At 67.8% G+C, this 19,532-nt stretch carries 19 protein-coding genes; 13 read left to right on the top strand and 6 right to left on the bottom strand.

Translation table 11 applies throughout. The features are described from left to right. Positions 1–7: 7 nt before the first annotated feature. Positions 8–1,060 (bottom strand): agmatine deiminase family protein, encoded by a 1,053-nt coding sequence (locus tag AMYHA_RS23905; protein ID WP_231104879.1) that lies wholly within the window; start codon positions 1,058–1,060, stop codon positions 8–10. Positions 1,061–1,223: 163 nt separating this feature from the next. On the opposite strand from AMYHA_RS23905, the gene AMYHA_RS23900 reads away from it, so the two are divergent. Continuing rightward, entirely contained in the window at positions 1,224–2,606 is a 1,383-nt protein-coding gene (locus AMYHA_RS23900) for an aspartate aminotransferase family protein (RefSeq protein WP_034274770.1), read from the top strand. 30 nt (positions 2,607–2,636) lie between these two features. Further along, positions 2,637–3,116, top strand: a complete 480-nt coding sequence (locus AMYHA_RS23895) for an Lrp/AsnC family transcriptional regulator (RefSeq protein WP_051400243.1) — start codon at positions 2,637–2,639, stop codon at positions 3,114–3,116. Between the two features lie 110 nt (positions 3,117–3,226). Here AMYHA_RS23895 and AMYHA_RS23890 read toward each other — a convergent pair whose 3' ends face one another. Genes AMYHA_RS23890 through AMYHA_RS23875 form a run of 4 tightly spaced genes read right to left on the bottom strand, consistent with a single transcriptional unit; the run spans position 3,227 to position 8,366 of the window. Beyond that, a complete protein-coding gene (locus tag AMYHA_RS23890; protein WP_084037470.1) occupies positions 3,227–4,855 on the bottom strand; it encodes a Na+/H+ antiporter NhaC family protein in 1,629 nt (542 codons plus the stop codon). 45 nt (positions 4,856–4,900) lie between these two features. Further along, positions 4,901–5,866, bottom strand: a complete 966-nt coding sequence (gene speB / locus AMYHA_RS23885) for an agmatinase (protein ID WP_034274766.1) — start codon at positions 5,864–5,866, stop codon at positions 4,901–4,903. Continuing rightward, entirely contained in the window at positions 5,863–7,572 is a 1,710-nt protein-coding gene (locus tag AMYHA_RS23880) for a flavin monoamine oxidase family protein (RefSeq protein WP_034274764.1), read from the bottom strand. The genes speB and AMYHA_RS23880 overlap by 4 nt, the downstream gene beginning before the upstream one ends. Beyond that, positions 7,569–8,366 (bottom strand): carbon-nitrogen hydrolase family protein, encoded by a 798-nt coding sequence (locus AMYHA_RS23875; RefSeq protein ID WP_034278616.1) that lies wholly within the window; start codon positions 8,364–8,366, stop codon positions 7,569–7,571. Before AMYHA_RS23875 ends, AMYHA_RS23880 begins: the two co-directional genes overlap by 4 nt. A gap of 479 nt (positions 8,367–8,845) precedes the next feature. Between AMYHA_RS23875 and AMYHA_RS23870 the strand changes: the two genes are divergently transcribed. The 10 genes from AMYHA_RS23870 to AMYHA_RS23825 all read left to right on the top strand — a co-directional run bounded on the left by AMYHA_RS23870 (position 8,846) and on the right by AMYHA_RS23825 (position 17,444). Then, a complete protein-coding gene (locus tag AMYHA_RS23870) occupies positions 8,846–9,850 on the top strand; it encodes a hypothetical protein (protein ID WP_034278613.1) in 1,005 nt (334 codons plus the stop codon). 199 nt (positions 9,851–10,049) lie between these two features. After that, the gene (locus AMYHA_RS23865) at positions 10,050–10,871 is read left to right on the top strand and encodes a CoA transferase subunit A (protein WP_034274761.1); all 822 of its coding nucleotides are present in this window, start codon (positions 10,050–10,052) and stop codon (positions 10,869–10,871) included. A 20-nt stretch (positions 10,872–10,891) separates the two neighbouring features. Further along, the gene (locus tag AMYHA_RS23860) at positions 10,892–11,626 is read left to right on the top strand and encodes a CoA-transferase subunit beta (RefSeq protein ID WP_051400502.1); all 735 of its coding nucleotides are present in this window, start codon (positions 10,892–10,894) and stop codon (positions 11,624–11,626) included. After that, positions 11,623–12,864 carry a thiolase family protein gene (locus AMYHA_RS23855; protein WP_084037469.1) on the top strand — a complete coding sequence of 414 codons (1,242 nt, stop codon included), beginning with the start codon at positions 11,623–11,625 and terminating at the stop codon, positions 12,862–12,864. The genes AMYHA_RS23860 and AMYHA_RS23855 overlap by 4 nt, the downstream gene beginning before the upstream one ends. Further along, on the top strand, positions 12,864–13,580 hold the full coding sequence (gene pcaH / locus AMYHA_RS23850; RefSeq protein WP_034274759.1) for a protocatechuate 3,4-dioxygenase subunit beta: 717 nt from the start codon (positions 12,864–12,866) through the stop codon (positions 13,578–13,580). The genes AMYHA_RS23855 and pcaH overlap by 1 nt, the downstream gene beginning before the upstream one ends. Continuing rightward, on the top strand, positions 13,573–14,112 hold the full coding sequence (gene pcaG / locus AMYHA_RS23845; protein WP_034274757.1) for a protocatechuate 3,4-dioxygenase subunit alpha: 540 nt from the start codon (positions 13,573–13,575) through the stop codon (positions 14,110–14,112). The genes pcaH and pcaG overlap by 8 nt, the downstream gene beginning before the upstream one ends. Beyond that, positions 14,105–15,442 (top strand): 3-carboxy-cis,cis-muconate cycloisomerase, encoded by a 1,338-nt coding sequence (gene pcaB, locus AMYHA_RS23840; protein ID WP_034274755.1) that lies wholly within the window; start codon positions 14,105–14,107, stop codon positions 15,440–15,442. Before pcaG ends, pcaB begins: the two co-directional genes overlap by 8 nt. Next, positions 15,442–16,209: a 3-oxoadipate enol-lactonase gene (gene pcaD / locus AMYHA_RS23835; protein WP_034274753.1), complete on the top strand. Its 768-nt coding sequence runs from the start codon at positions 15,442–15,444 to the stop codon at positions 16,207–16,209. The genes pcaB and pcaD overlap by 1 nt, the downstream gene beginning before the upstream one ends. Beyond that, positions 16,206–16,592 carry a 4-carboxymuconolactone decarboxylase gene (gene pcaC, locus AMYHA_RS23830; protein ID WP_084037468.1) on the top strand — a complete coding sequence of 129 codons (387 nt, stop codon included), beginning with the start codon at positions 16,206–16,208 and terminating at the stop codon, positions 16,590–16,592. Before pcaD ends, pcaC begins: the two co-directional genes overlap by 4 nt. Before the next feature lie 69 nt (positions 16,593–16,661). Beyond that, entirely contained in the window at positions 16,662–17,444 is a 783-nt protein-coding gene (locus tag AMYHA_RS23825; RefSeq protein ID WP_034274751.1) for an IclR family transcriptional regulator, read from the top strand. An 85-nt stretch (positions 17,445–17,529) separates the two neighbouring features. Here AMYHA_RS23825 and AMYHA_RS23820 read toward each other — a convergent pair whose 3' ends face one another. Next, on the bottom strand, positions 17,530–18,237 hold the full coding sequence (locus tag AMYHA_RS23820) for a hypothetical protein (protein WP_034274749.1): 708 nt from the start codon (positions 18,235–18,237) through the stop codon (positions 17,530–17,532). Positions 18,238–18,846: 609 nt separating this feature from the next. On the opposite strand from AMYHA_RS23820, the gene AMYHA_RS23815 reads away from it, so the two are divergent. Continuing rightward, positions 18,847–19,515, top strand: coding sequence for a TetR/AcrR family transcriptional regulator (locus AMYHA_RS23815; RefSeq protein ID WP_034274747.1), 669 nt, complete (start codon positions 18,847–18,849; stop codon positions 19,513–19,515). Positions 19,516–19,532 lie beyond the last annotated feature (17 nt).

Below are 19,532 nucleotides of genomic sequence, written 5' to 3'. Positions count from 1 at the left end.
GGCGCGGTCAGCCGACGGCGGGCTGTTGCTGGGTGATGCAGTGGATGCCGCCGCCGCACGCGAAGATGCCGCGCGCGTCGACCAGCTCTACCGTCCGATCTGGGTACGCGGCGCTCAGCGCTTCGGCAGCGGCGGAGTCGTTCGGGTCGTCGAAGGCGCACAGCACGACGACACCGTTGGCGACGTAGTGGTTGATATACGAGTAGTCAACGGGTCGGCCGTCGCCGTCTTCGATCACCGTGGGCGCCGCGATCTCGATGACCTCCAGCCTGCGCCCGCGCGCGTCTGTGCTGGTGCGCAGCCGCTCGGCGATCTCGTGCGTGAGTTCGTAGTCCGGGTGTGCCCGGTCGCGTTGCACGTGGACGGCGACCGTGCCGGGCCGCACGAAGCATGCGACCAGGTCGACGTGGCCGCGAGTGCCGAACTCGTCGTAGTCGCGAGCCAGCCCACGCGGCAGCCAGATCGCGGTGCTGGTGCCAAGCCGGGCGTGCACCTCGGCCTCGACGTCGGCGGCGGTCCAACCCGGGTTGCGGCCCGGGTCCAATTGGACGGTCTCGGTGAACAGCACGGTGCCCTCGCCGTCGACGTGGAACCCGCCACCCTCCATGGTGAGCCGGGATCGCCGCGACGGATGTCCCGCCAGCTCGGCGACCTGCCTTGCGAGCTGGTCGTCGCGCTCCCAGCTCGCCCAGTCCTGGCCGCCCCAGCCGTTGAACACCCAGTCCACGGCGGTGACGCCGGTCGAGCTGGCCGAGTCGCGCACGAACGTCGGACCGCTGTCACGCAGCCAGGCGTCGTCCAGCGGCAGCTCGACCACGGTCACGTCGGGGCGCACCAGCGCCTTGGCCGCGGCACCGTGGCCGATGCCCGCGACGAGGGTGACCGGTTCGTAGCGCGCGACCGTGTTGGCGACCTCGGTCCACAGCCGCCTGGCATGCGCCAGTGATGGCGAGCCGTCCTCGCCGAAGGTGTCGTTCGGGGGCGGGAACGCCATCCAGGTGCGTTCGTGCCGCGTCCACTCGGCAGGCATGACCTGCGGTGGGGAAGTCAGGGAAGGCACTCGCATCGTCGTCCCATCACTCGACGTTGAATCACGCAGAACTCTAACTCTAGTGCGACTAAATTAGAAGAGTCGAGACTAAAACTCAACGAAATCGCTTGCGCAACGTCAGATCGTCGGTGCAGACTGGCATTCACGCTGCCCCGAACCGAACAGGACGATCATGACGCTTCATCACCGTGACTCCGAGACGCTGCAGAAGTCCGCGCAGGGCCACCTGTGGCCGCACTTCACGCAGTTGGGTGACTACGGACCCGACGCGCCGATGCCCGTCATCGTGCGCGGCGAGGGGGCCTACATCTACGACGTCGACGGTAAGCGGTACCTCGACGGCCTGGCAGGGCTGTTCGTCAACCAGCTCGGCCACGGCCGCACCGAACTCGCCGAGGTGGCCGCGAAACAGGCGAACGAGCTGGCGTTCTTTCCGCTGTGGTCGTATGCCCACCCGACCGCCATCGAGTTGGCGGAGCGGGTGGCCGACGCCGCGCCGGGCGACCTCAACCGGGTCTTTTTCACCTCGGGTGGTGGCGAGGCAGTCGAGTCGGCGTGGAAGCTCGCGAAGCAGTACTTCAAGCTGACGGGCAAGCCTGGCAAGCACAAGGTCATCAGCCGCGCTGTCGCCTACCACGGCACCACCCAGGGCGCGCTGTCGATCACCGGCCTGCCCGGTCTGAAGGCGCCGTTCGAGCCGCTGGTGCCCAGCACCTTCCGCGTGCCGAACACCAACTTCTACCGCGCGCCGCACTTCGGCGACGACCCCGAGGCGTTCGGCCGGTGGGCCGCCGACCAGATCGGCATCGCCATCGAGCAGGAAGGCCCGGACACCGTCGCGGCGGTGTTTCTCGAGCCGGTGCAGAACGCCGGTGGCTGCTTCCCGCCACCGCCCGGCTACTTCCAGCGGGTGCGCGAGATCTGCGATGAGCACGACGTCTTGCTGGTCTCCGACGAGGTGATCTGCGCATTCGGCAGGCTCGGGCACACCTTCGGCGCCGAGCGCTACGGCTACCAGCCGGACATGATCACCTGCGCCAAGGGCATCACGTCCGGCTACGCGCCGCTCGGCGCGATGATCGCCAGTGACCGGCTGGTGGAGCCGTTCCTGCGCACCGGCGTCATGTTCGCGCACGGCTACACCTTCGGCGGACATCCGGTGTCGTCGGCGGTGGCGCTGGCCAACCTGGACATCTTCGAGCGCGAGCGCGTTTTCGAGCACGTCCGCGATAACGAGGGCGCGTTCCGGGCGACCCTTGAGAAGCTGCGTGACCTGCCGATCGTCGGCGACGTCCGTGGCGACGGCTTCTTCTACGGCATAGAACTGGTCAAGGACAAAGGCACCAAGGAGACGTTCGACGCCGAGGAGTCCGACCGGCTGCTGCGCGGCTTCCTGTCCAAGGCGCTCTTCGACGCGGGGCTGTACTGCCGCGCGGACGACAGGGGCGACCCGGTCGTGCAGCTGGCGCCGCCGCTGATCTGCGACCAGTCGCACTTCGATGAGATGGAAGAGATTCTGCGTGAGGTACTGACCGAGGCGTGGCAGCGGCTCTGAATCGGGTTCGCGATGCTTAGGATGCCTCGTATGCCATCCCGGTCAGGTAAGAACGAGCACAACGGGTTACTCGACGACACCTCCAAGGCGATCATCGAGCAACTCCAGCAGGATGGTCGCCGCGCCTACGGCGCCATCGGCAAGGCCGTCGGGCTGTCCGAGGCCGCGGTGCGCCAACGGGTGCAGAAGCTGATCGACAACGGCGTCATCCAGATCGTCGCCGTCACCGATCCGACTGAGGTCGGCTTCGCCCGGCAAGCCATGATCGGCATCAAGGCCACGGGCGACCTCGAGCCGATCAGCGACGCGCTCGCGGAGATGGACGAGGTCGACTACGTCGTGATCACGGCAGGCAGCTTCGATCTCATCGCCGAGGTGGTGTGCGAGAGCGATGAGCACCTCCTTGAAGTGCTCACCAAACGCATCCGCAGCATCCCGGGTGTGGTCAGCACCGAATCGTTCGTCTACCTACGGCTGCGCAAGCAGACCTACTCCTGGGGAGTGCGCTGAGGTAGCGGACTAGCGCTGCGCGGGCACCGCGGGAGCGAGGTTCATCGCTCCCGCGGTGCCCGCGCGTCTCGAGGGTGTGCGACCACGTCGAGCGGCGGTCGTGCCCTGCGTTAGGGGGACATCGTGAGTGACTCCCGCTCCTCCTCGGGTGCGCTTGGCGCGGCGGTGGTGGCCGCCGGTTCCGGCGTGCGCGTGCCGAGCAGTCGCACACCGACGAGCAGCACGGCGATGGCGACCGCGTACGCCAGCCACCACGGCAGGCCGAGCCCGATCGGCACGAGGCCGGCGACGACCGCGATGACGGCGGCGTAGAGCGCGTAGGGCAGCTGCGTGTTCACGTGGTCGACCACATCGCACTGTGAGGCGAGCGAGGAGATCACCGTGGTGTCCGAGATCGGCGAGCAGTGGTCACCGAACACCGCACCGGCCAGCACGGTCGCCACCGACGCGAACAGAATCGGGTGGCCGGCAGGCGATGCGTCGCCCTGCGCCTGGAGCACGGCCCACGCCAGCGGGATCGCCAGCGGCGTCAGGATTCCCATCGTGCCCCAGCTGGTGCCGGTGGCGAACGCGACAGCCGCCGCGACCACGAACAGGATGGCGGGAAGGCTCCAGCCGGGGATCGTGTCGCCAAGCGCTCCCGCGATGAACCCTGCGGTGTCGAGCTGCTCGGCCAGCGAGGACAGCGCCCAGGCGAGCGTCAGGATGATCACCACGTAGAGCACCGACTTGACGCCGCTGAACCAGGCGTCGACGGTGTGCGTGATGGTCAGGATTCGCTGGCCGACGCTCAGCACGGCCGCGACGATCACCGCGAGCAGCGATCCCCACAGCAGCGAGAGGAACGGGTCGCCGTCGCCCATCACCTGGAGCAGGTTGTCGCCCTCGCCGGTGACCAGCAGCCCGATAAGCGTGGTCACGACAAGCACCAGGATCGGCAGCACGGCGTTCACCAGCCTGCGCGGCGTGTCGTCGTTCGGCTGCAGCTCCGCTGCCAGCGCGTCGCTGCCGCCGAGCTGCGAGCCCTTCCGCAGTACCTCGCCGCCCGCAGCGCGCCGCTCCGCGCGGGCCATGGGGCCGAAGTCTCGCCCTGTCGCGGCGATGGCGAACACCAGCACGATCGCGAGCACCGGGTAGAAGGCGTACTTCAGCGACTCGAGAAAGACCGAGAACCCGGACTTGTCGACGCCGATCGTGCCCATCGCGTCACCGATCAGGCCGATCTGGAAGCCGATCCAGGTGGTGAAGAGCGCGATGGTGGCGACTGGCGCCGCCAGCGAGTCGACGATGTAGGCCAGCTTCTCGCGGGAGATGCGCAGCCGGTCGGTGATGGGGCGCATGGTGTTGCCGACGACGAGGGTGTTGGCGTAGTCGTCGAAGAACACCGCGACGCCGAGGCCGCCCGCGGTGAGCTGTCCGCGCCGCCGCGTCTTCGCCCACCTGGTGACCAGCCCGACGATGCCGTCGGTGCCGCCGTTGCGGCGGATGATGCCGACGACACCGCCGATCATCAGGGTGAACAAGATGATCGTCATATGCTCCGCGTCGGTGAGCGCTTCGAGCACGTGCACGCCGATGGAGTCGAGCAGCGCGTCGCCGACGCCGGGCAGCGAGAGGTCGGTGAGCAGCCACGTTCCTAGCCAGACACCCGCGAACAGCGCGGGGATGATCTGGCGGGTCAGGAGCGCGAGGCCTATGGCGAGCAGTGGGGGCAGGATCGATACCCAGGTGCCTGTCATGGCGGTCCTTCCTTGGGATCAGCGGGAGACGTAGAGAGCGGGCGATCAACTTCCGGAGCGGTCCGGCACCGGCAGGACGCTGAGCAGTTCATAGGCGACGTGGGCGGCGGCGATGCCGGTGATCTCGGCATGGTCGTAGGCGGGTGCCACCTCGACCACGTCGGCGCCAACCACGTTCAGGCCGTCGAGCGCGCGCACGGTCTCGAGCAGCTCGCGGCTGGAAAGCCCACCCGCTTCCGGCGTGCCGGTACCCGGCGCGAACCCTGGGTCGAGCACGTCGATGTCGATCGACACGTAGACCGGACGATTACCGAGCCGCTCGCGCATCCGGTTGAGCAGTTCGTCGAGGGACTTGCGGGCGAAGTCGCGGCAGTTGATGGCCGCGAAGCCGAGCCGCTCACTCTCGTCGAGATCGAGCTTGGCGTAGATCGGCCCCCTGATGCCGACGTGCATCGAGTGATCGAAGTCGATCAGACCTTCGTCAGACGCCCTGCGGAACGGCGTGCCGTGCGTGTAGGGCTCGCCGAAGTAGGTGTCCCAGGTGTCGAGGTGCGCGTCGAAGTGCAGCACCGCGACCGGGCCGTGCCGCTCGTGCGCCACCCGCAGCAGCGGCAGTGCGATGGTGTGGTCGCCGCCGACGGTGACGAGTCGCCTGCTGGTGCCGGAGAGTTCCCGCGCCGCCGACTCGATGGTGCCGATGGCGTCTTGGATGTTGAACGGGTTCACCCCGACGTCACCCGCGTCCGCGACCTGCTGCCGCGCGAACGGCGAGACGTCGAGCGCGGGGTTGTATGGGCGCAGCAGCCGCGAGCTCTGCCTGACGTGCGACGGGCCGAACCGCGCGCCCGGACGGTAGCTCACCCCTGAGTCGAACGGCACGCCCCAGATGAGCGCGTCGGCATCGGCCAGGTCGGGCAGTCGTGGCAGCCGGGCGAAGGTGGCCTCGCCCGCATAGCGCGGCACCCGCGTCCCGTCGACAGGTCCGATCGGCTGGTTGTCCGCTGTGGTCATCGGAGTGCCTCCGTGGTATCGCCGAGTTCGATCGGGGCGATCTGGTCGAATACGTCGCCAGGCCCCGGGTTGGTCGGGTCGGTCTGGCCGCCGAAGTGACGCATCACGCCCCATACCGCGTTGAGCGCGGTGTGGACCGCACCCTCGGCCCAGCCCGCCGTCCAGGACACGTCATCGCCCGCGAGGAAGATGCCGCGGTGCTCCTCGGACAGCTGGTCTTGCATGAAGTGGGTGTACAGCCGTCGCTGGTAGCGGTAGTGGCCAGGCAGGTTGGCCTTGAACGCGCCCATGAAGTAGGGCTCCGCCTCCCAGGAGATCGTCACGGGATCGCCGATGATGTGCCTGCGCACGTCGACCTTCGGGTAGATCTCGCGCAACGACTGCAACATCACCTCGACCCGCTCGTTGGCCGACAGCGGCAGCCACTTCAGTGAGTCGTCGCACCAGGTGTAGGACAGGCAGATCACCGCTGGCCGGTCGGGGCCAGCGTCGAGCAGGTAGGTACCTCGTGTCATCCGGTCGGTCAGCGTCATGCTCATCACCCGCTGGCCGGTCTCCGGGTCGATGTCGTGCCAGAACGGCCGGTCGACGGGCACGAAGACCTTGGACGACTCCATGTAATGGGTGCGCTCCATGGCGGTCCAGTGGTCGATCGGGAACAGCGACTCGTCGCAGACGATCTTGGAGAGCAGCATCCAGCTCTGCGCGGTGAACACCGCGCTGTCGAAGGTGCGGATGCCGCCGTCGGCGTCGGTGATGGTGATCCGGTTGCCCGCGGTGCGGTGGATCCGCGTGACGGCGGGCCGGGTGGCGCCGTCGTGCAGTGAGGCGAGGCTGGTGCCCATGGGCCAGTGGACGAGCTTGTCCGGCGAGCGTTCCCACAGTCGCAGTGGCAGCTGCTGGCTGCCACCGACGATCGCGCGGTGGTCGTCGTCGGCGCCGGTGTAGACGACCCGCAGGATCTCGAGGATCGAGTTCGGGAAGTCGGTGTCCCAGCCGCCGGTGCCGAAGCCGACCTGGCCGAACATCTCGCGGTGCGCGAACGAGGCGAACGAGGGCGACTGGCAGAGGAAGCCGTAGAAGGTCTGGTCGTCGAGCCGGGGGACGAGCTCGTTCCAGATCTGCTTGATCCTGGCGACGTCGCGGTCGCGGATGGCCTGTTGCATCGTCTCGAACTCGGCCCCGTCGGCCAGCGCGCGGTCCCACGCCCGCGAGACCTCGCCGAACACCGGCGGCAGATCATCGGGGACTTCGGCGTAGTGGCTGCGCCCCTTGAGGTCGATGACGGTGCTCGGGGTGTCCGGTGTGAGCGGGTTGGGAAACGGTGTCGTGTCGAGGCCGACCTTGTCGATGTAGTGGAACAGCGCGGTGGATGACGGCGGGAACCGCATGGCACCCATCTCGGCGACGACGTCGTCGGGACAGCCGTCGAAGGACACCGTGCGCAGCCTGCCGCCGATCTGGTCGGCCTCATAGATGACGGGACGCAGCCCCATCTTCATCAGCTCGTACGCGGTGACGATGCCGGAGAGGCCGCCGCCGATCACGGCGACCTCCGTGCCGTGATGCCGCGACGGGACCGAACCGATGCCAGCTGGGTGCGCGAGGTAGTCGTCGTAGCCGAACGGGAAGTCAGGTCCGAACATCGTGATCGGCTTGGCGCTGGACTCGGCGTGGTGGGTCGACGACGGCATAGCCGAGGTCATGCGGCGGCTCCTTCGTGGGTCGCGAGTGCGGTGTACAGCTCAGGGCGGCGGTCAGCGAGGTGGGTGTTCTCGGCGCGCGACGCGCGCAGCAGGGCGGGGTCGATGTCGGCGAGTAGGAGGTCATCGTCGTGCCCGCCGCGGGCGAGCACCTGCCCGGTCGGTGCGACGACGCAGCTGCGGCCGCAGTAGCGCAGCGTGCCCTCCTGCCCGGTGTGGTTGGCGTAGGCGAGGTAGAGCTGGCTCTCGTACGCTCGTGCCGGGACCAGCGTGTCGGCGACGGTCTCGTACGGGCTCATCAGCGCCGTCGGCACCAGCAGGAGATCGGTACCGGCGAGCGCGTGCGCCCTGACGGCCTCGGGGAACTCGACGTCGTAACAGATCAGCAGCCCGACCAGCAGCCCGTGCACCTCGGCCTGCACCACGACGCGCTCGCCGGGTGTGAACCGGGTGCGGTCGAGGTCGCCGTAGAGGTGCGTCTTGCGGTAGTTGGCGAGCCGGGCGCCGTCGGGACCGATCAGTTGTACGGCGTTGAACACCGCGTCGCCATCGCGTTCGGGATAGCCGTAGGCGATGGCGACGCGGTGTTCGGTGGCGAGCCGCGCGACTGCCCGTGCGGTAGTGCCGTCCGTGGGCTCGGCGAGCGTGAGGATGTCAGCGCCGATGTGGTAGCCGGTCGTGAACATCTCGGGAAACACGACTAGCTCTGCGCCCGAGTCCGCCGCACGGGTCACGGTCGTTGCGACCGTGCCAATGGCGTCCGAACCGGACGGACCTTGGTGGACTGCGATGTGCACCGGCGGCTCCTCAGTGAGCGGGTCCCTGATGAAGCACACGGTATCGCCACAATCTTGTGGTTCTAACACCAAAACATTGCGCAACTACGCGAGTATGCGGCTGTTCGTTTCGATGTTATGTATCTTTACAGATTCTTTGTTGTGCCGCTGCTGTCCTCGGGGTCTTCGCTACCATGGCGCTGACCTGGGGTTCTCTGATCAGCACCCGTGTCGGCGTGTGCTGCGCACGATTCGAAACACGTCGGTCCGGCGGCGCAATGAGTCAAGCATCGGGCGCGAGTTGCACCGTGCGCGTGGCGCCGTCGGGACGGCGTGAGTGGCAGCGGTGAGCGCCGCAGTGTCGTGAGTGCTGATCAGAGTTAGAACACGGATCAGCACTCACGACCTCGGGGAATCGCCCACCTTCCACAGGGTTACCGATATCCACACCTGACAACTGCGGGTTCCGCGACCAGCCCTGGTTACCCACGCTTGTGGTCATGCCGATCAACCCACGATGGTCGGAGGACGACCTACCCTCGGACCAGGTCGTGAGCTGGCGTCGTCTCATCTCTGAGCAGTACGGAATCGTGCGCATTGACCAGTTGCGCGCGTACGGTCACAGCTGGGGCGACGTCGAGGCCAACGTACGCGCTGATCGGTGGCGGCGTGTCCTGCCACGCGTCTACGCGACATTTACCGGGGACTTGAACCGGCGCTCCCGCATAAGCGCAGCGCTACTCTACGGCGGCGGACACGCCGTGCTTAGCCATCACACGGCAGCTGAGGAATGGGGCATCCTGTCGATCAAGGAACATCCGGTAGATATCACCGTGCCCTACACGTCCTCTGCCGTTTCGCAATTGCCGCTCGTACGCGTACATCGGTCACGGGCGTTGCGGCACACGATGCTGCGGACGTCTCCGCCACGTACGCGGCTCACCGACACGATTGTCGACCTCGCCGTCTCGCAGCGAACGGACCGAGAAGCGATGTACCTCGTGATCGACTTGGTTTCGCGGACCCGCGTTTCGCTCTCTGCCATGCTCGGCTGCGTGCGCGTTCGCCCGCCTCGGCGTCATCGGCACGCGATCACATCCGCACTTGAGCTGGTACGGGGTGGATTGATGTCCGCGCTGGAGATTGAGTACGCCACGAACGTAGAGCAGGGTCACGGCTTGCCTGAAGGGCAACGTCAAGTCCCGTTCGTCGTGGATGGAAAGACGTTGTGGGAGGACGTCACCTACGACAACTATGGCGTGGCGCTCACGGTGCGACTTGACGGCAGGCGGTACCACGCCACTGCTGGCGTGGCTTTCCGAGACATGCGCCGCGATAACGCAGCCGAACTCGCCGGGAGGTCGCGGTTGATCTACGGCTGGCAGAACGTGCACGAGAATCCGTGCGCCGTCGCCACTGAGGTACGGGCCGTCTTGACGCGCGAAGGTTGGCAGCCGCGTACGGGCGACCGCATCGGATGTACTCGCTGCGCCGCGGTGTCGTGAGCGCTCATCAGAGTTAGAACACGGATCAGCACTCACGAGTCGCCGCACCTGGCCGTTCGTGGTTCCACCGGCCAGTCATCCCATCAACGGTTGACGACTGCCACCGCGCTCAGATAAGTTCATATAAAGAACAAGCGTGCGGCATACGAACAATCGTCAGCCCGTGGGACAGGTGAGGGGTGCGGAATGGAGTGGCACAGTGGCTGAGATCGCGTCGTTGTCGGCGGCGGTCGCGGACTTGGTGCGCGACGGCGACGTCGTCGCGCTGGAAGGGTTCACGCACCTGATCCCGGTCGCGGCGGGGCACGAGATCATCCGGCAGCGCAGGCGTGAGCTGACCCTGGTCCGGATGACGCCGGATATCGTCTATGACCAGCTCATCGGCGCGGGCTGCGCGCGCAAGCTGATCTTCTCCTGGGGTGGCAATCCCGGCGTCGGCTCGCTGCATCGGTTCCGGGACGCGGTGCAGCACGGCTGGCCGGTGCCGCTGGAGATCGAAGAACACAGCCACGCGGGCATGGCCAACCGCTACGTAGCTGGCGCATCCGGGTTGCCATTCGCGGTGCTGCGCGGGTACGTCGGTACCGACCTGCCGAACGTCACCGACACCATCAAGCCGATCACCTGCCCGTTCACCGGCGAGACGCTGACCGCGGTGCCCGCGATCAACCCGGACGTCGCGATCGTGCACGCCCAGCGCGCCGACCGAGCGGGCAACGTTCAGATGTGGGGCCTGGTCGGGGTGCAGAAGGAGGCCGTACTGGCGGCCCGACGCAGCCTGGTCACCGTGGAGGAGGTTGTCGACGAGCTCGAGCCCGTCCCCGGCGGGATGGTGCTGCCGTCCTGGGCCGTGGACCGGGTCGCCGAGGTGCCCGGTGGCGCGCATCCGTCCTACGCGCAGGGCTACTCCGAACGCGACAACGCCTACTACGCGGCTTGGGACACCATCAGCCGCGATCGCGACGAGTTCGAACGCTGGGTCGAGCGCGTCCGCAGCGGAGAGGTGGTGCGGGCATCGTGAGCACGTACACCGCCGACGAGATGATGTCCGTCGCGGCAGCGCGGGCGCTGTCCGGCGGCCAGCGGTGCTTCGTCGGCATCGGTCTGCCGTCCACCGCCGCGAACTTGGCACGCCGCACGCACGCACCGGATCTGGTGCTGATCTATGAGTCCGGCGCATTGGGGTCCAAACCGGACTGGCTACCGGCATCCATCGGTGACGGCATCCTCGCCGAGACCGCCGACGCGGTGATCGGCGTGCCCGAAGTGTTCAACTACTGGCTGCAGCCGGGCCGGATCGACGTCGGCTTCCTCGGTGCCGCTCAACTGGACAAGTTCGGCAACATCAACACCACGGTGATCGGGGACGACTACGCGAACCCGAAGGTCAGGCTGCCTGGCGCGGGCGGCGCGCCGGAGATCGCCGCCAACTGTCACGAGGTCTACGTCGTGGTGCGGCAGAGCAAACGCAGTTTTGTCGACCAGGTCGACTTCGTGACGTCGTACGGGCACGGCAGGGGCAACGGCGAGCGTGAACGCCTTGGCCTGCGTGGGGCAGGTCCGACGTTGGTGATCACCGACCTCGGCGTGTTCCGGCCCGACCCCGATACCCACGAGCTGGTCTTGACCGCCGTGCATCCTGGCGTAACCGTGGAACAGGTGCGGGAGGCGACCGGGTGGGAACTGCGGGTCGCGGACGAGCTTGCTACGACGCCCACGCCGACATCCGACGAGCTCGCGGCGCTGCGAGCACTCAAGGAGGCTTCGTCATCATGAGGACTGCTCGCAGGTCCGAATCATCAGACCCGAGGACTGCTCGCAGGTCCGAATCATCGAGCGCGACCGACGTCTACATCCTCGACGGGCTGCGCACGCCGTTCGGCCGCTACGGCGGCGCGCTCGCTGGCGTGCGGCCGGACGATCTCGGCGCGCACGTGCTGCGCGCGCTGGCCGAGCGCACCGGCTTCGACCCGGCGGACGTCGATGAGGTGGTGTTCGGCGATGCGAACCAGGCGGGCGAGGACAACCGCAACGTCGCGCGTATGGCCGCGCTTCTCGCGGGCTGGCCGACGTCGGTGCCGGGCACCACGGTCAACCGGCTGTGTGGCTCCAGCATGGACGCCGTCATGCACGCCTCCCGCACTATCGCGGTCGGGGACGCCTCGCTGGCCGTCGCGGGCGGTGTAGAGTCGATGAGCCGCGCGCCGTGGGTGTTGCTCAAGCCCGCCAAGGGATTCCCCGCTGGCTCGGAGACGCTGCACTCGACCACGCTCGGCTGGCGCATGGTCAACCCGGACATGCCGGAGCAGTGGACCGTCTCACTCGGCGAGGGCACCGAGATCATCGCCGAGAAGTACCAGATCTCGCGCGAGCGGCAGGATGCCTTCGCGCTGCGCAGCCACCAGCTCGCGGCGAAGGCGTGGGACAACGGCTTCTACGACGACCACGTCGTCCCGGTGCCGGACACCGAGCTGACCCGCGACGAAGGCGTCCGCCCCGATACCACGCCGGACAAGCTCGCCAAGCTCAAGCCCGCGTTCCGTCCACAGGGAACGGTGACGGCGGGCAACGCGTCCCCGCTGAACGACGGCGCGTCGGCGTTGCTGCTGGGCGATCAGGCCGCCGCCGACCGGCTTGATGCGACACCACTGGCGCGGATCGCGGGCAGGGGAGCGGCGGGTGTCGAGCCGCACGAGTTCGGTATCGGCCCGGTGCGGGCCGCCGAGACGGCGTTGCGCCGTGCGGGTATCGGCTGGTCGGACCTGGCAGCGGTCGAGCTGAACGAGGCATTCGCCGCGCAGTCGCTCGCCTGCCTCGCCGACTGGCCTGAGCTCGACCCGGAGATCGTCAACGTGAACGGCGGCGCGATCGCCCTCGGCCACCCGCTCGGCGCTTCCGGTGGCCGGGTCATCACCCAGCTTGCGCGCGAGCTGCGACGTCGCGGTGGCGGCTGGGGGCTCGCGGCGCTGTGCATCGGCGTCGGCCAGGGGCTCGCCGTGGTGTTGGAGGCCTGATGACGACCCAAGAGCAGCTGGTGGGCTACCGGCGCGATACTGACAGCCACCCGCCGCTTGACTCGCCGGGCTACCGCTCCACCGCGCTGCGGCATCCCACGCAGCCGCTGACGCTGCTGCCGCACCGGCTCACCGAAGTCACCGGCCCGCTGCTCGGCCCAGGCCGGGTCGGCGAACTGGATCACGACCTCACCCGGCAGCACGCGGACGAGCCGATCGGCCAGCGCATCATCGTCTACGGCAGGGTGCTCGACGGTGACGGCCGCCCGATCCCGGACTCGCTCATCGAGATATGGCAGGCCAACGCGGGCGGCAGGTATCGGCACACCGGGGACCGCTGGCCGAGCCCGCTCGACCCGAACTTCGACGGCCTCGGCCGCACCCTCACCGACGCGGACGGCCGCTACGAGTTCGTCACCATCAAGCCAGGCGCGTACCCATGGCGCAACCATGACAACGCCTGGCGGCCAGCGCACATCCACTTCTCGCTGTTCGGCCGGTCGTTCACGCAGCGGCTCGTCACCCAGATGTATTTCCCGGACGATCCGCTGTTCGGGCAGGACCCGGTTTTCAACTCGGTGCCCGAGCATGCGCGCTCCCGCCTGATCGCGCGATTCGACTTGGACCGCACTCAGCCGGAATGGGCGCTGGCGTTCGAGTTCGACATCGTGCTGCGCGGCAGGGACGCCACTCCCCTGGAGGACCACCATGGCTGACCTGGCGACGACGCCGTCGCAGACCGTCGGTCCCTTTCTGCACATCGGGCTGACGTGGGACGACGGCCCGTACGTCGTACCGAAGGACATGCAAGGCGCGGTCTGGCTGCGTGGCAGGGTCCTTGACGGCGCAGGTGAGGTGATAACCGACGCGCTGGTCGAGACCTGGCAGGCCGACCCCGACGGTCGGTTCGACCACCCGGACGACTCGCGCGGACCGGCGCAAGGGTGGCGTGGCTTCGGCCGCAGCGACACCCGCGACGGCGGCTACGCGATCCACACCGTCCTGCCAGGCGCGGTGCCTGGTCAAGCCCCACACATCGACGTCTCGGTGTTCGCGCGGGGGCTGCTGCACCGCGTCGTCACCCGCGTCTACTTCCCGGACCACGCCGATCAGCACGCAGACGACCCGGTGTTGTCGTCGGTGCCCGCGAACCGGCGCGACACGCTCATCGCCACCCGGACCGACGACGGATACCGCTTCGACGTGCGAATTCAGGGCGAGCGGGAGACCGTATTCTTCGATGTCTGATGGACTGTTCGACGGCGTGCTGGCGGCTGGCCCTGTGGCCGAGCTGGTCGGCGACGCGGCATGGCTGCGGGCCATGCTGGACGTCGAGGCGGCGCTCGCTCGCGCCGAGGCCGAGGCCGGGCTGATCCCAGCCGTGCATGCCGAGGCCATCGCCGCGCAGTGCCGTGCGGAGTTTTACGACGCGGCCGAGATCGGTACCGCGGCGACCGAGGTTGGCAACCCAGCGGCTCCACTGGTGCGTGCGCTCACCGCTCGGGTCGGCGGGGAAGCCGCCGGATACGTCCACTTCGGAGCGACCAGTCAGGACATCGTGGACACCGCCGCGATGCTGATCGCCCGGGATGCGGTCGCGGTGCTGGCGGAGGACGTCACTGCGTGTGGTGAGCATCTCGCTCGGCTGGCCAGCGAACACGTCGATGCCGTCCAACCGGGACGAACCTTGCTGCAACACGCGGTGCCCGTCACCTTTGGACTGACCGCGGCGAACTGGCTGTCCGGAATGGATAGCGCGGCCGACCGGCTCGCGTCGTTGTCCGGCACTTTCGCCGTCCAATGTGGTGGCGCCGCGGGTACGTTGGCCGCCCTGGGTGAGCGGGGACCCGACGTGGTCAGCCACCTCGCCGCGCGCCTCGGCCTCACCGAGCCCGCCCTGCCGTGGCACACCGAGCGCGGCAGGGTCGCCACCCTCGCGAGTGCGTTCGGCGGGGTGTCGGCGTCCGTCGCCAAGATCGCCCGTGACATCACCCTCCTCGCGCAGACCGAGGTCGCCGAGGTCGCCGAGCCGGGACCGGACGGGTCCGGTGGGTCGTCCACGATGCCGCACAAGCGGAACCCGATCGCGGCGGTATCGGCCGCTGCCGCCGCTGCGCAGGCACCCGGCCTGGTGGCGACGCTGCTGAGCGCATCCGCCCACGAACACCAGCGGGCAGCCGGAAGTTGGCATGCCGAGTGGCGTCCGCTGCGGGAGCTGCTGCGCGGCACGGGGAGCGCGGTGCGCTGGCTGCGCACCAGCCTGGAGCGGCTGCACGTCGACGTCGATCGGATGCGCGCCAATGCCGAACTGACCGGCGGATTCGCGCTGTCCGAACAGGTCACCAGCGAGCTCGTCACTGAGCACGGCGTCAATAGGGCGAAGGCGCACGACGCCGTCAGTGCGTGTTGCGCGTCTGGGAAGTCGTTGGTCGACGCGCTGGCGGCGGATGCGGTGGTCGGCGCATACCTCAGCGCGGAGCGCATCGCGGAACTGCTCGACCCGGCGAGTTATCTGGGCAGCGCCCAGGTGTTCGTTCAGCGAGCACTGCGCCAACATCACGCACGTAAGGAGGGTTGATGGAACCGCACTACGTCAGCGACGGCCCCGAGGACGGCTCCGTCGTCGTGCTCAGCGGGTCGCTTGGCAGCGACGTGCGGATGTGGCAGCCGCAGGTCGCCCCGCTGGCCGACGCCGGGTACCGGGTGGTGCGCCACGACCACAGGGGGCACGGCGGCTCCCCGGTGCCGCCCGGTCCGTACAGCCTTGATGACCTCGGCGGCGACGCGGTCGAGTTGCTGGACGCCATCGGTGTGGCACGGGTGCACTGGGTGGGGCTCTCGCTCGGGGGGATGCTCGGCATGTGGCTGGCGGCGCACAGTCCTGATCGGATCGCGAGTCTGACGGCCTGCTGCACGGCCGCGAAACTCGGTCCTCCGGAGATGTGGGCCGAGCGGGCGCGCATGGTGTCCGAGCACGGGACCGGCGCGGTCGCGGAGGCTGTGGTCGCCCGGTGGTTCACCCCGGAGTTCGCCGCGGCGCATCCCGATCGGATCGACTTCTACCAGCGGATGGTCGCGGCGACGCCCGCTGAGGGCTACGCGGGGTGCTGCCGCGCGATCGAGCGGATGGACCTGCTCGACGTCCTGGGCACCATCACCACACCGACGCTGGTCATCTCGGGTGCCGAGGATCCAGCGACCCCGCCGGAACATGGCCGGCGCATAGCCGACGGCGTCCCCGGCGCACGGTTCGAGGTGGTCGATGACGCCGCGCATCTCGGCAGCGCCGAGCAACCGGAGGCGGTGACGTCGTTGCTGCTTGACCACCTCAAGGAGGCGTCGTGACCGACTCGTATGCTGACGGAATGGCGGTGCGCCGCGAGGTGCTCGGCGATGAGCACGTCGACCGCGCGATCGCGGGTACCACCGAGTTCACCCAGCCATTTCAGGACTACATCACCCGCGCCGCATGGGGCGCGGTGTGGGGCCGCGATGGGTTGGACCGCAGGACGCGGAGCTGCATCACACTCGCGGTACTGACGGCGCTGGGCTGCGAGAACGAGTTGGCGATGCATGTGCGAGCCGCGGTGCGCAACGGCCTGAGTGCGGACGAGATCGGTGAGGTCCTGTTGCAGACCGGCGTCTATGCCGGGGTACCCAGGGCGAACGCCGCGTTCGCCATCGCCAAGCACACGCTCGCCGAACTGGGCGACCCGGCTGCCAGTTAGGCTCGCGTGGTTACGTGCTGGAACCGGTTACCGCACGGCGCCAGCAGATCTGTGCGGGAAGGAGCGGTCATGGTTGACGACGAGTCCGAGCGCGGCGTGCATTTCGTGCAGTCGCTCGCTCGCGGGCTCGCGGTGATCCGTGCCTTCCATGCCGATGCGCCGCAACTAACGCTGTCGGACGTCGCGAAGTCGACCGGACTGACCCGGGCCGCCGCCCGGCGCTTCTTGCTCACCCTTGCTGACCTGGGATACGTCCGCACCGACGGCAAGCACTTCTCGCTCACACCGAGGGTGCTTGAACTCGGCTACGCGGTGCTGTCGGGCATGACGCTGCCCGAGGTGGCGCAGCCACACCTGGAACGGTTGTCCGGCGAGGTGGGTGAGTCCAGTTCGGTGTCGGTGCTGGACGGCACCGACGTTGTCTATGTCGCGCGGTTCGCGGTGTCGCGCATCATGACGGTCAGCATTACGGTCGGGACCCGTTTTCCCGCGTACGCGACATCGATGGGGCACGTGCTGCTCGCCGGGCTCGACGACGACGCGCTGGAGTCCTACTTGTCCGAGGCAACGCTGAAGCCGTTGACCTCGCAGACCATCACCTCGCCGGAGCGGCTGCGCGAGGAGGTGGCGCGGGTTCGCCAGCAGGGTTGGGCGATGGTCGACCAGGAGCTTGAGGAGGGCCTGCGGTCGATCGCCGCGCCGCTGCGGGACCGGTCGGGCGCGGTGATCGCCGCCGTCAACGTCTCCACCCACGCCAGCAGGACCAGCGCCGAGGTACTACGGCGGGACATGGTGCCGCCACTGCTCGCCGCCTGCGAGCGGATCGAGAAAGACCTCGCGGCCGCCGGATAACCGGGCCGGCAGGCGTATGCCGACAGTTGACCGTGGTAGGGCAACTGTCGGCATACGCATCGCATGAAGGATCGGAAATTGGTGCTCAGCTCGTGATGTAGAGCGTCTGATCGAACGTTCCGGAACCGGATTCGGTTTCGCCGAGAATTGAGTACGTCGCCGTCATCGTGGCGCTGCTCGGGCAGCCGAGATCGCCGCTAGTCAATGTCAGCTCGACTTGCGACAGTTCCGCTTGGGCCTCATCGACGGACGATACAGGGCGATTCGCGTTGTCCGGGTTGTACACCGAGCCGGTCACGCTGTCATTGGCCCCTGCGCCGACGAAGTGACAGGTGATCTGCATTCCCCACGAATTGGTGGAATCAACTTCTGCCGACACGTTGTTGATGGTGATCGTGCCGTCCTGGCCACCGGTTTCCGGTGCATACGTGACGTTCCCGCCGCTCCACGGCAGGTCGGTCGGCGTGATGGTGGTCCGCCCACCTTGGTCGTTGGGGCACGACCCATCGGAGGCACTGCTGTCACTGTAGGACGCGTCAGCGATGTCAGCATCTGTGCCATCTGAGTTGACCGACCCGTCCAGCGTGGACTGATCGCACGTCGCGTTTCCAGCGGAACTTTCGAACTCCACGGCTGCTGAGATCAGGTCGCCGTGCACGGCACCGGAATAAGGATCGCCGGTTGCCGAGTCGCGGTGAATCGTGGTGGAGCCGGCCGCGGCGGTGGGAGCGATCAGCACGAAACTCGCCGCAACCGCGAGTCCCGCGAAGATCATGTTGGTCGGTTTCTTCACTGTTTCCCCTTTCGTTTCCCGGTTCGGGAAAACATATAGAAACATAGACGTTTCTGGAAGTCAACGAGCACTAGATAATTACGTCTCGCGCCAGGTAGACGTTAGTATCGGGGCTAACTGAGTGATGCGTTCTGCCAGATGGGTGAGATTGGGTTCGCCATGTAGTAACGCTTCGTTCATCTGCTGCCGGACAACGCCTGCGATGAATTCGATAATGACCACGTGAAGAGTAGTTGTCCGATATGGCGAAAGTTGCCACACAATGACTCGCGGCAGTTGAGTTCGTGCTGTTAGCACCATTTGTACAATTGTGGTGTCGTGGTGTGGCGCTACATCACACCAGTAGAGCCGCGCCGCGTCCGGGTAGTCGGTTGTCCACGCGATCAGGGCGGTCACCGTCGCTGCGAACCGGTCCTCGCACGTCCCCTGCGCCGAGCACGCCGTGCGGCACCGCCGGTGTAGCTCGTCGATCGCGCGACGGAACCACGGCGCTGGGTCCGGGATGCCCTGCTTGTGTGGCTCTGCTCGCATTGCGTCCCCCATGGTGGTCACGATTGCTTAGCCTTGGCCTCTACGCCGAAAGACCTGCACGGATAAGCAACGAGGTACGTGGGAACGACGTCGCGCCAGCCACACCAGCTGCCATCGGGAAGGCACGGGCTGCCCGCTGACTATGTGGCGAGTAACCAGCGGGCGCGCATCCTCGCCGCGGTGGCGCCCGTCGTCAGCGCCAGCGGATACGGCGACGCGACGGTGGCGGCCATCATCGAGCGTGCGGGGGTGTCCCGGCGCAGCTTCTACCAGCACTTCACGAACAAGCAGGACGTCTTTCTCTCGGCGTTCGACGATGCGGTCCAATGCCTGACCGAGCAGCTGGTTGCCGCCTACCGCGCGGGGGACGACTACATCGCGAGCGTGCGGAACTGCCTTGATCGGTGTCTCGTTTTTCTGTCCGGTGACCCCGCGCTGGCGGCGATGATCATCGTCGAGGTCATGTCGGCGGGCGCTGCGGCGCGGGATCGCCTGCGCTGGGTACTCGCCGAGCTGACCGACCAACTCGCGCGGTCCTCCCGCGGCATGCCGCGGCCGCCGATGGGTCCGGAGCTGACGGCGGAGACTGTCGTCGGTGCCGTCTTCCAGGTCATCTACAACCGGGTGCACCAAGGCGACGCCGCCCGCCTTCCCGAGCTGCTTCCCGACCTGCTCTACAGCGTGCTCGCTCCCTTCGTCGGTCCGGAGCGGGCCGCGGCCGAACGCGCCGCGACCCTCGGCGAGTAGCCATGCCGAGCCTCGCG

The sequence above is a fragment of the Haloechinothrix halophila YIM 93223 genome, assembly GCF_000504245.1.
Classification (GTDB): domain Bacteria; phylum Actinomycetota; class Actinomycetes; order Mycobacteriales; family Pseudonocardiaceae; genus Haloechinothrix_A; species Haloechinothrix_A halophila.
This window is presented reverse-complemented; position numbering and strand designations above follow the sequence as displayed.

Bases quoted from the DNA above. Each gene is read 5' to 3' on its own strand.
- pcaD (WP_034274753.1), top strand. From the start codon at position 15,442: ATGGAACCGCACTACGTCAGCGACGGCCCCGAGGACGGCTCCGTCGTC.
- AMYHA_RS23900 (WP_034274770.1), top strand. From the start codon at position 1,224: ATGACGCTTCATCACCGTGACTCCGAGACGCTGCAGAAGTCCGCGCAG.
- AMYHA_RS23880 (WP_034274764.1), bottom strand. From the start codon at position 7,572: ATGACCTCGGCTATGCCGTCGTCGACCCACCACGCCGAGTCCAGCGCC.
- pcaH (WP_034274759.1), top strand. From the start codon at position 12,864: ATGACGACCCAAGAGCAGCTGGTGGGCTACCGGCGCGATACTGACAGC.
- AMYHA_RS23860 (WP_051400502.1), top strand. From the start codon at position 10,892: ATGATGTCCGTCGCGGCAGCGCGGGCGCTGTCCGGCGGCCAGCGGTGC.
- AMYHA_RS23895 (WP_051400243.1), top strand. From the start codon at position 2,637: ATGCCATCCCGGTCAGGTAAGAACGAGCACAACGGGTTACTCGACGAC.
- speB (WP_034274766.1), bottom strand. From the start codon at position 5,866: ATGACCACAGCGGACAACCAGCCGATCGGACCTGTCGACGGGACGCGG.
- pcaG (WP_034274757.1), top strand. From the start codon at position 13,573: ATGGCTGACCTGGCGACGACGCCGTCGCAGACCGTCGGTCCCTTTCTG.
- AMYHA_RS23855 (WP_084037469.1), top strand. From the start codon at position 11,623: ATGAGGACTGCTCGCAGGTCCGAATCATCAGACCCGAGGACTGCTCGC.
- pcaB (WP_034274755.1), top strand. From the start codon at position 14,105: ATGTCTGATGGACTGTTCGACGGCGTGCTGGCGGCTGGCCCTGTGGCC.
- AMYHA_RS23890 (WP_084037470.1), bottom strand. From the start codon at position 4,855: ATGACAGGCACCTGGGTATCGATCCTGCCCCCACTGCTCGCCATAGGC.
- AMYHA_RS23870 (WP_034278613.1), top strand. From the start codon at position 8,846: ATGCCGATCAACCCACGATGGTCGGAGGACGACCTACCCTCGGACCAG.
- AMYHA_RS23825 (WP_034274751.1), top strand. From the start codon at position 16,662: ATGGTTGACGACGAGTCCGAGCGCGGCGTGCATTTCGTGCAGTCGCTC.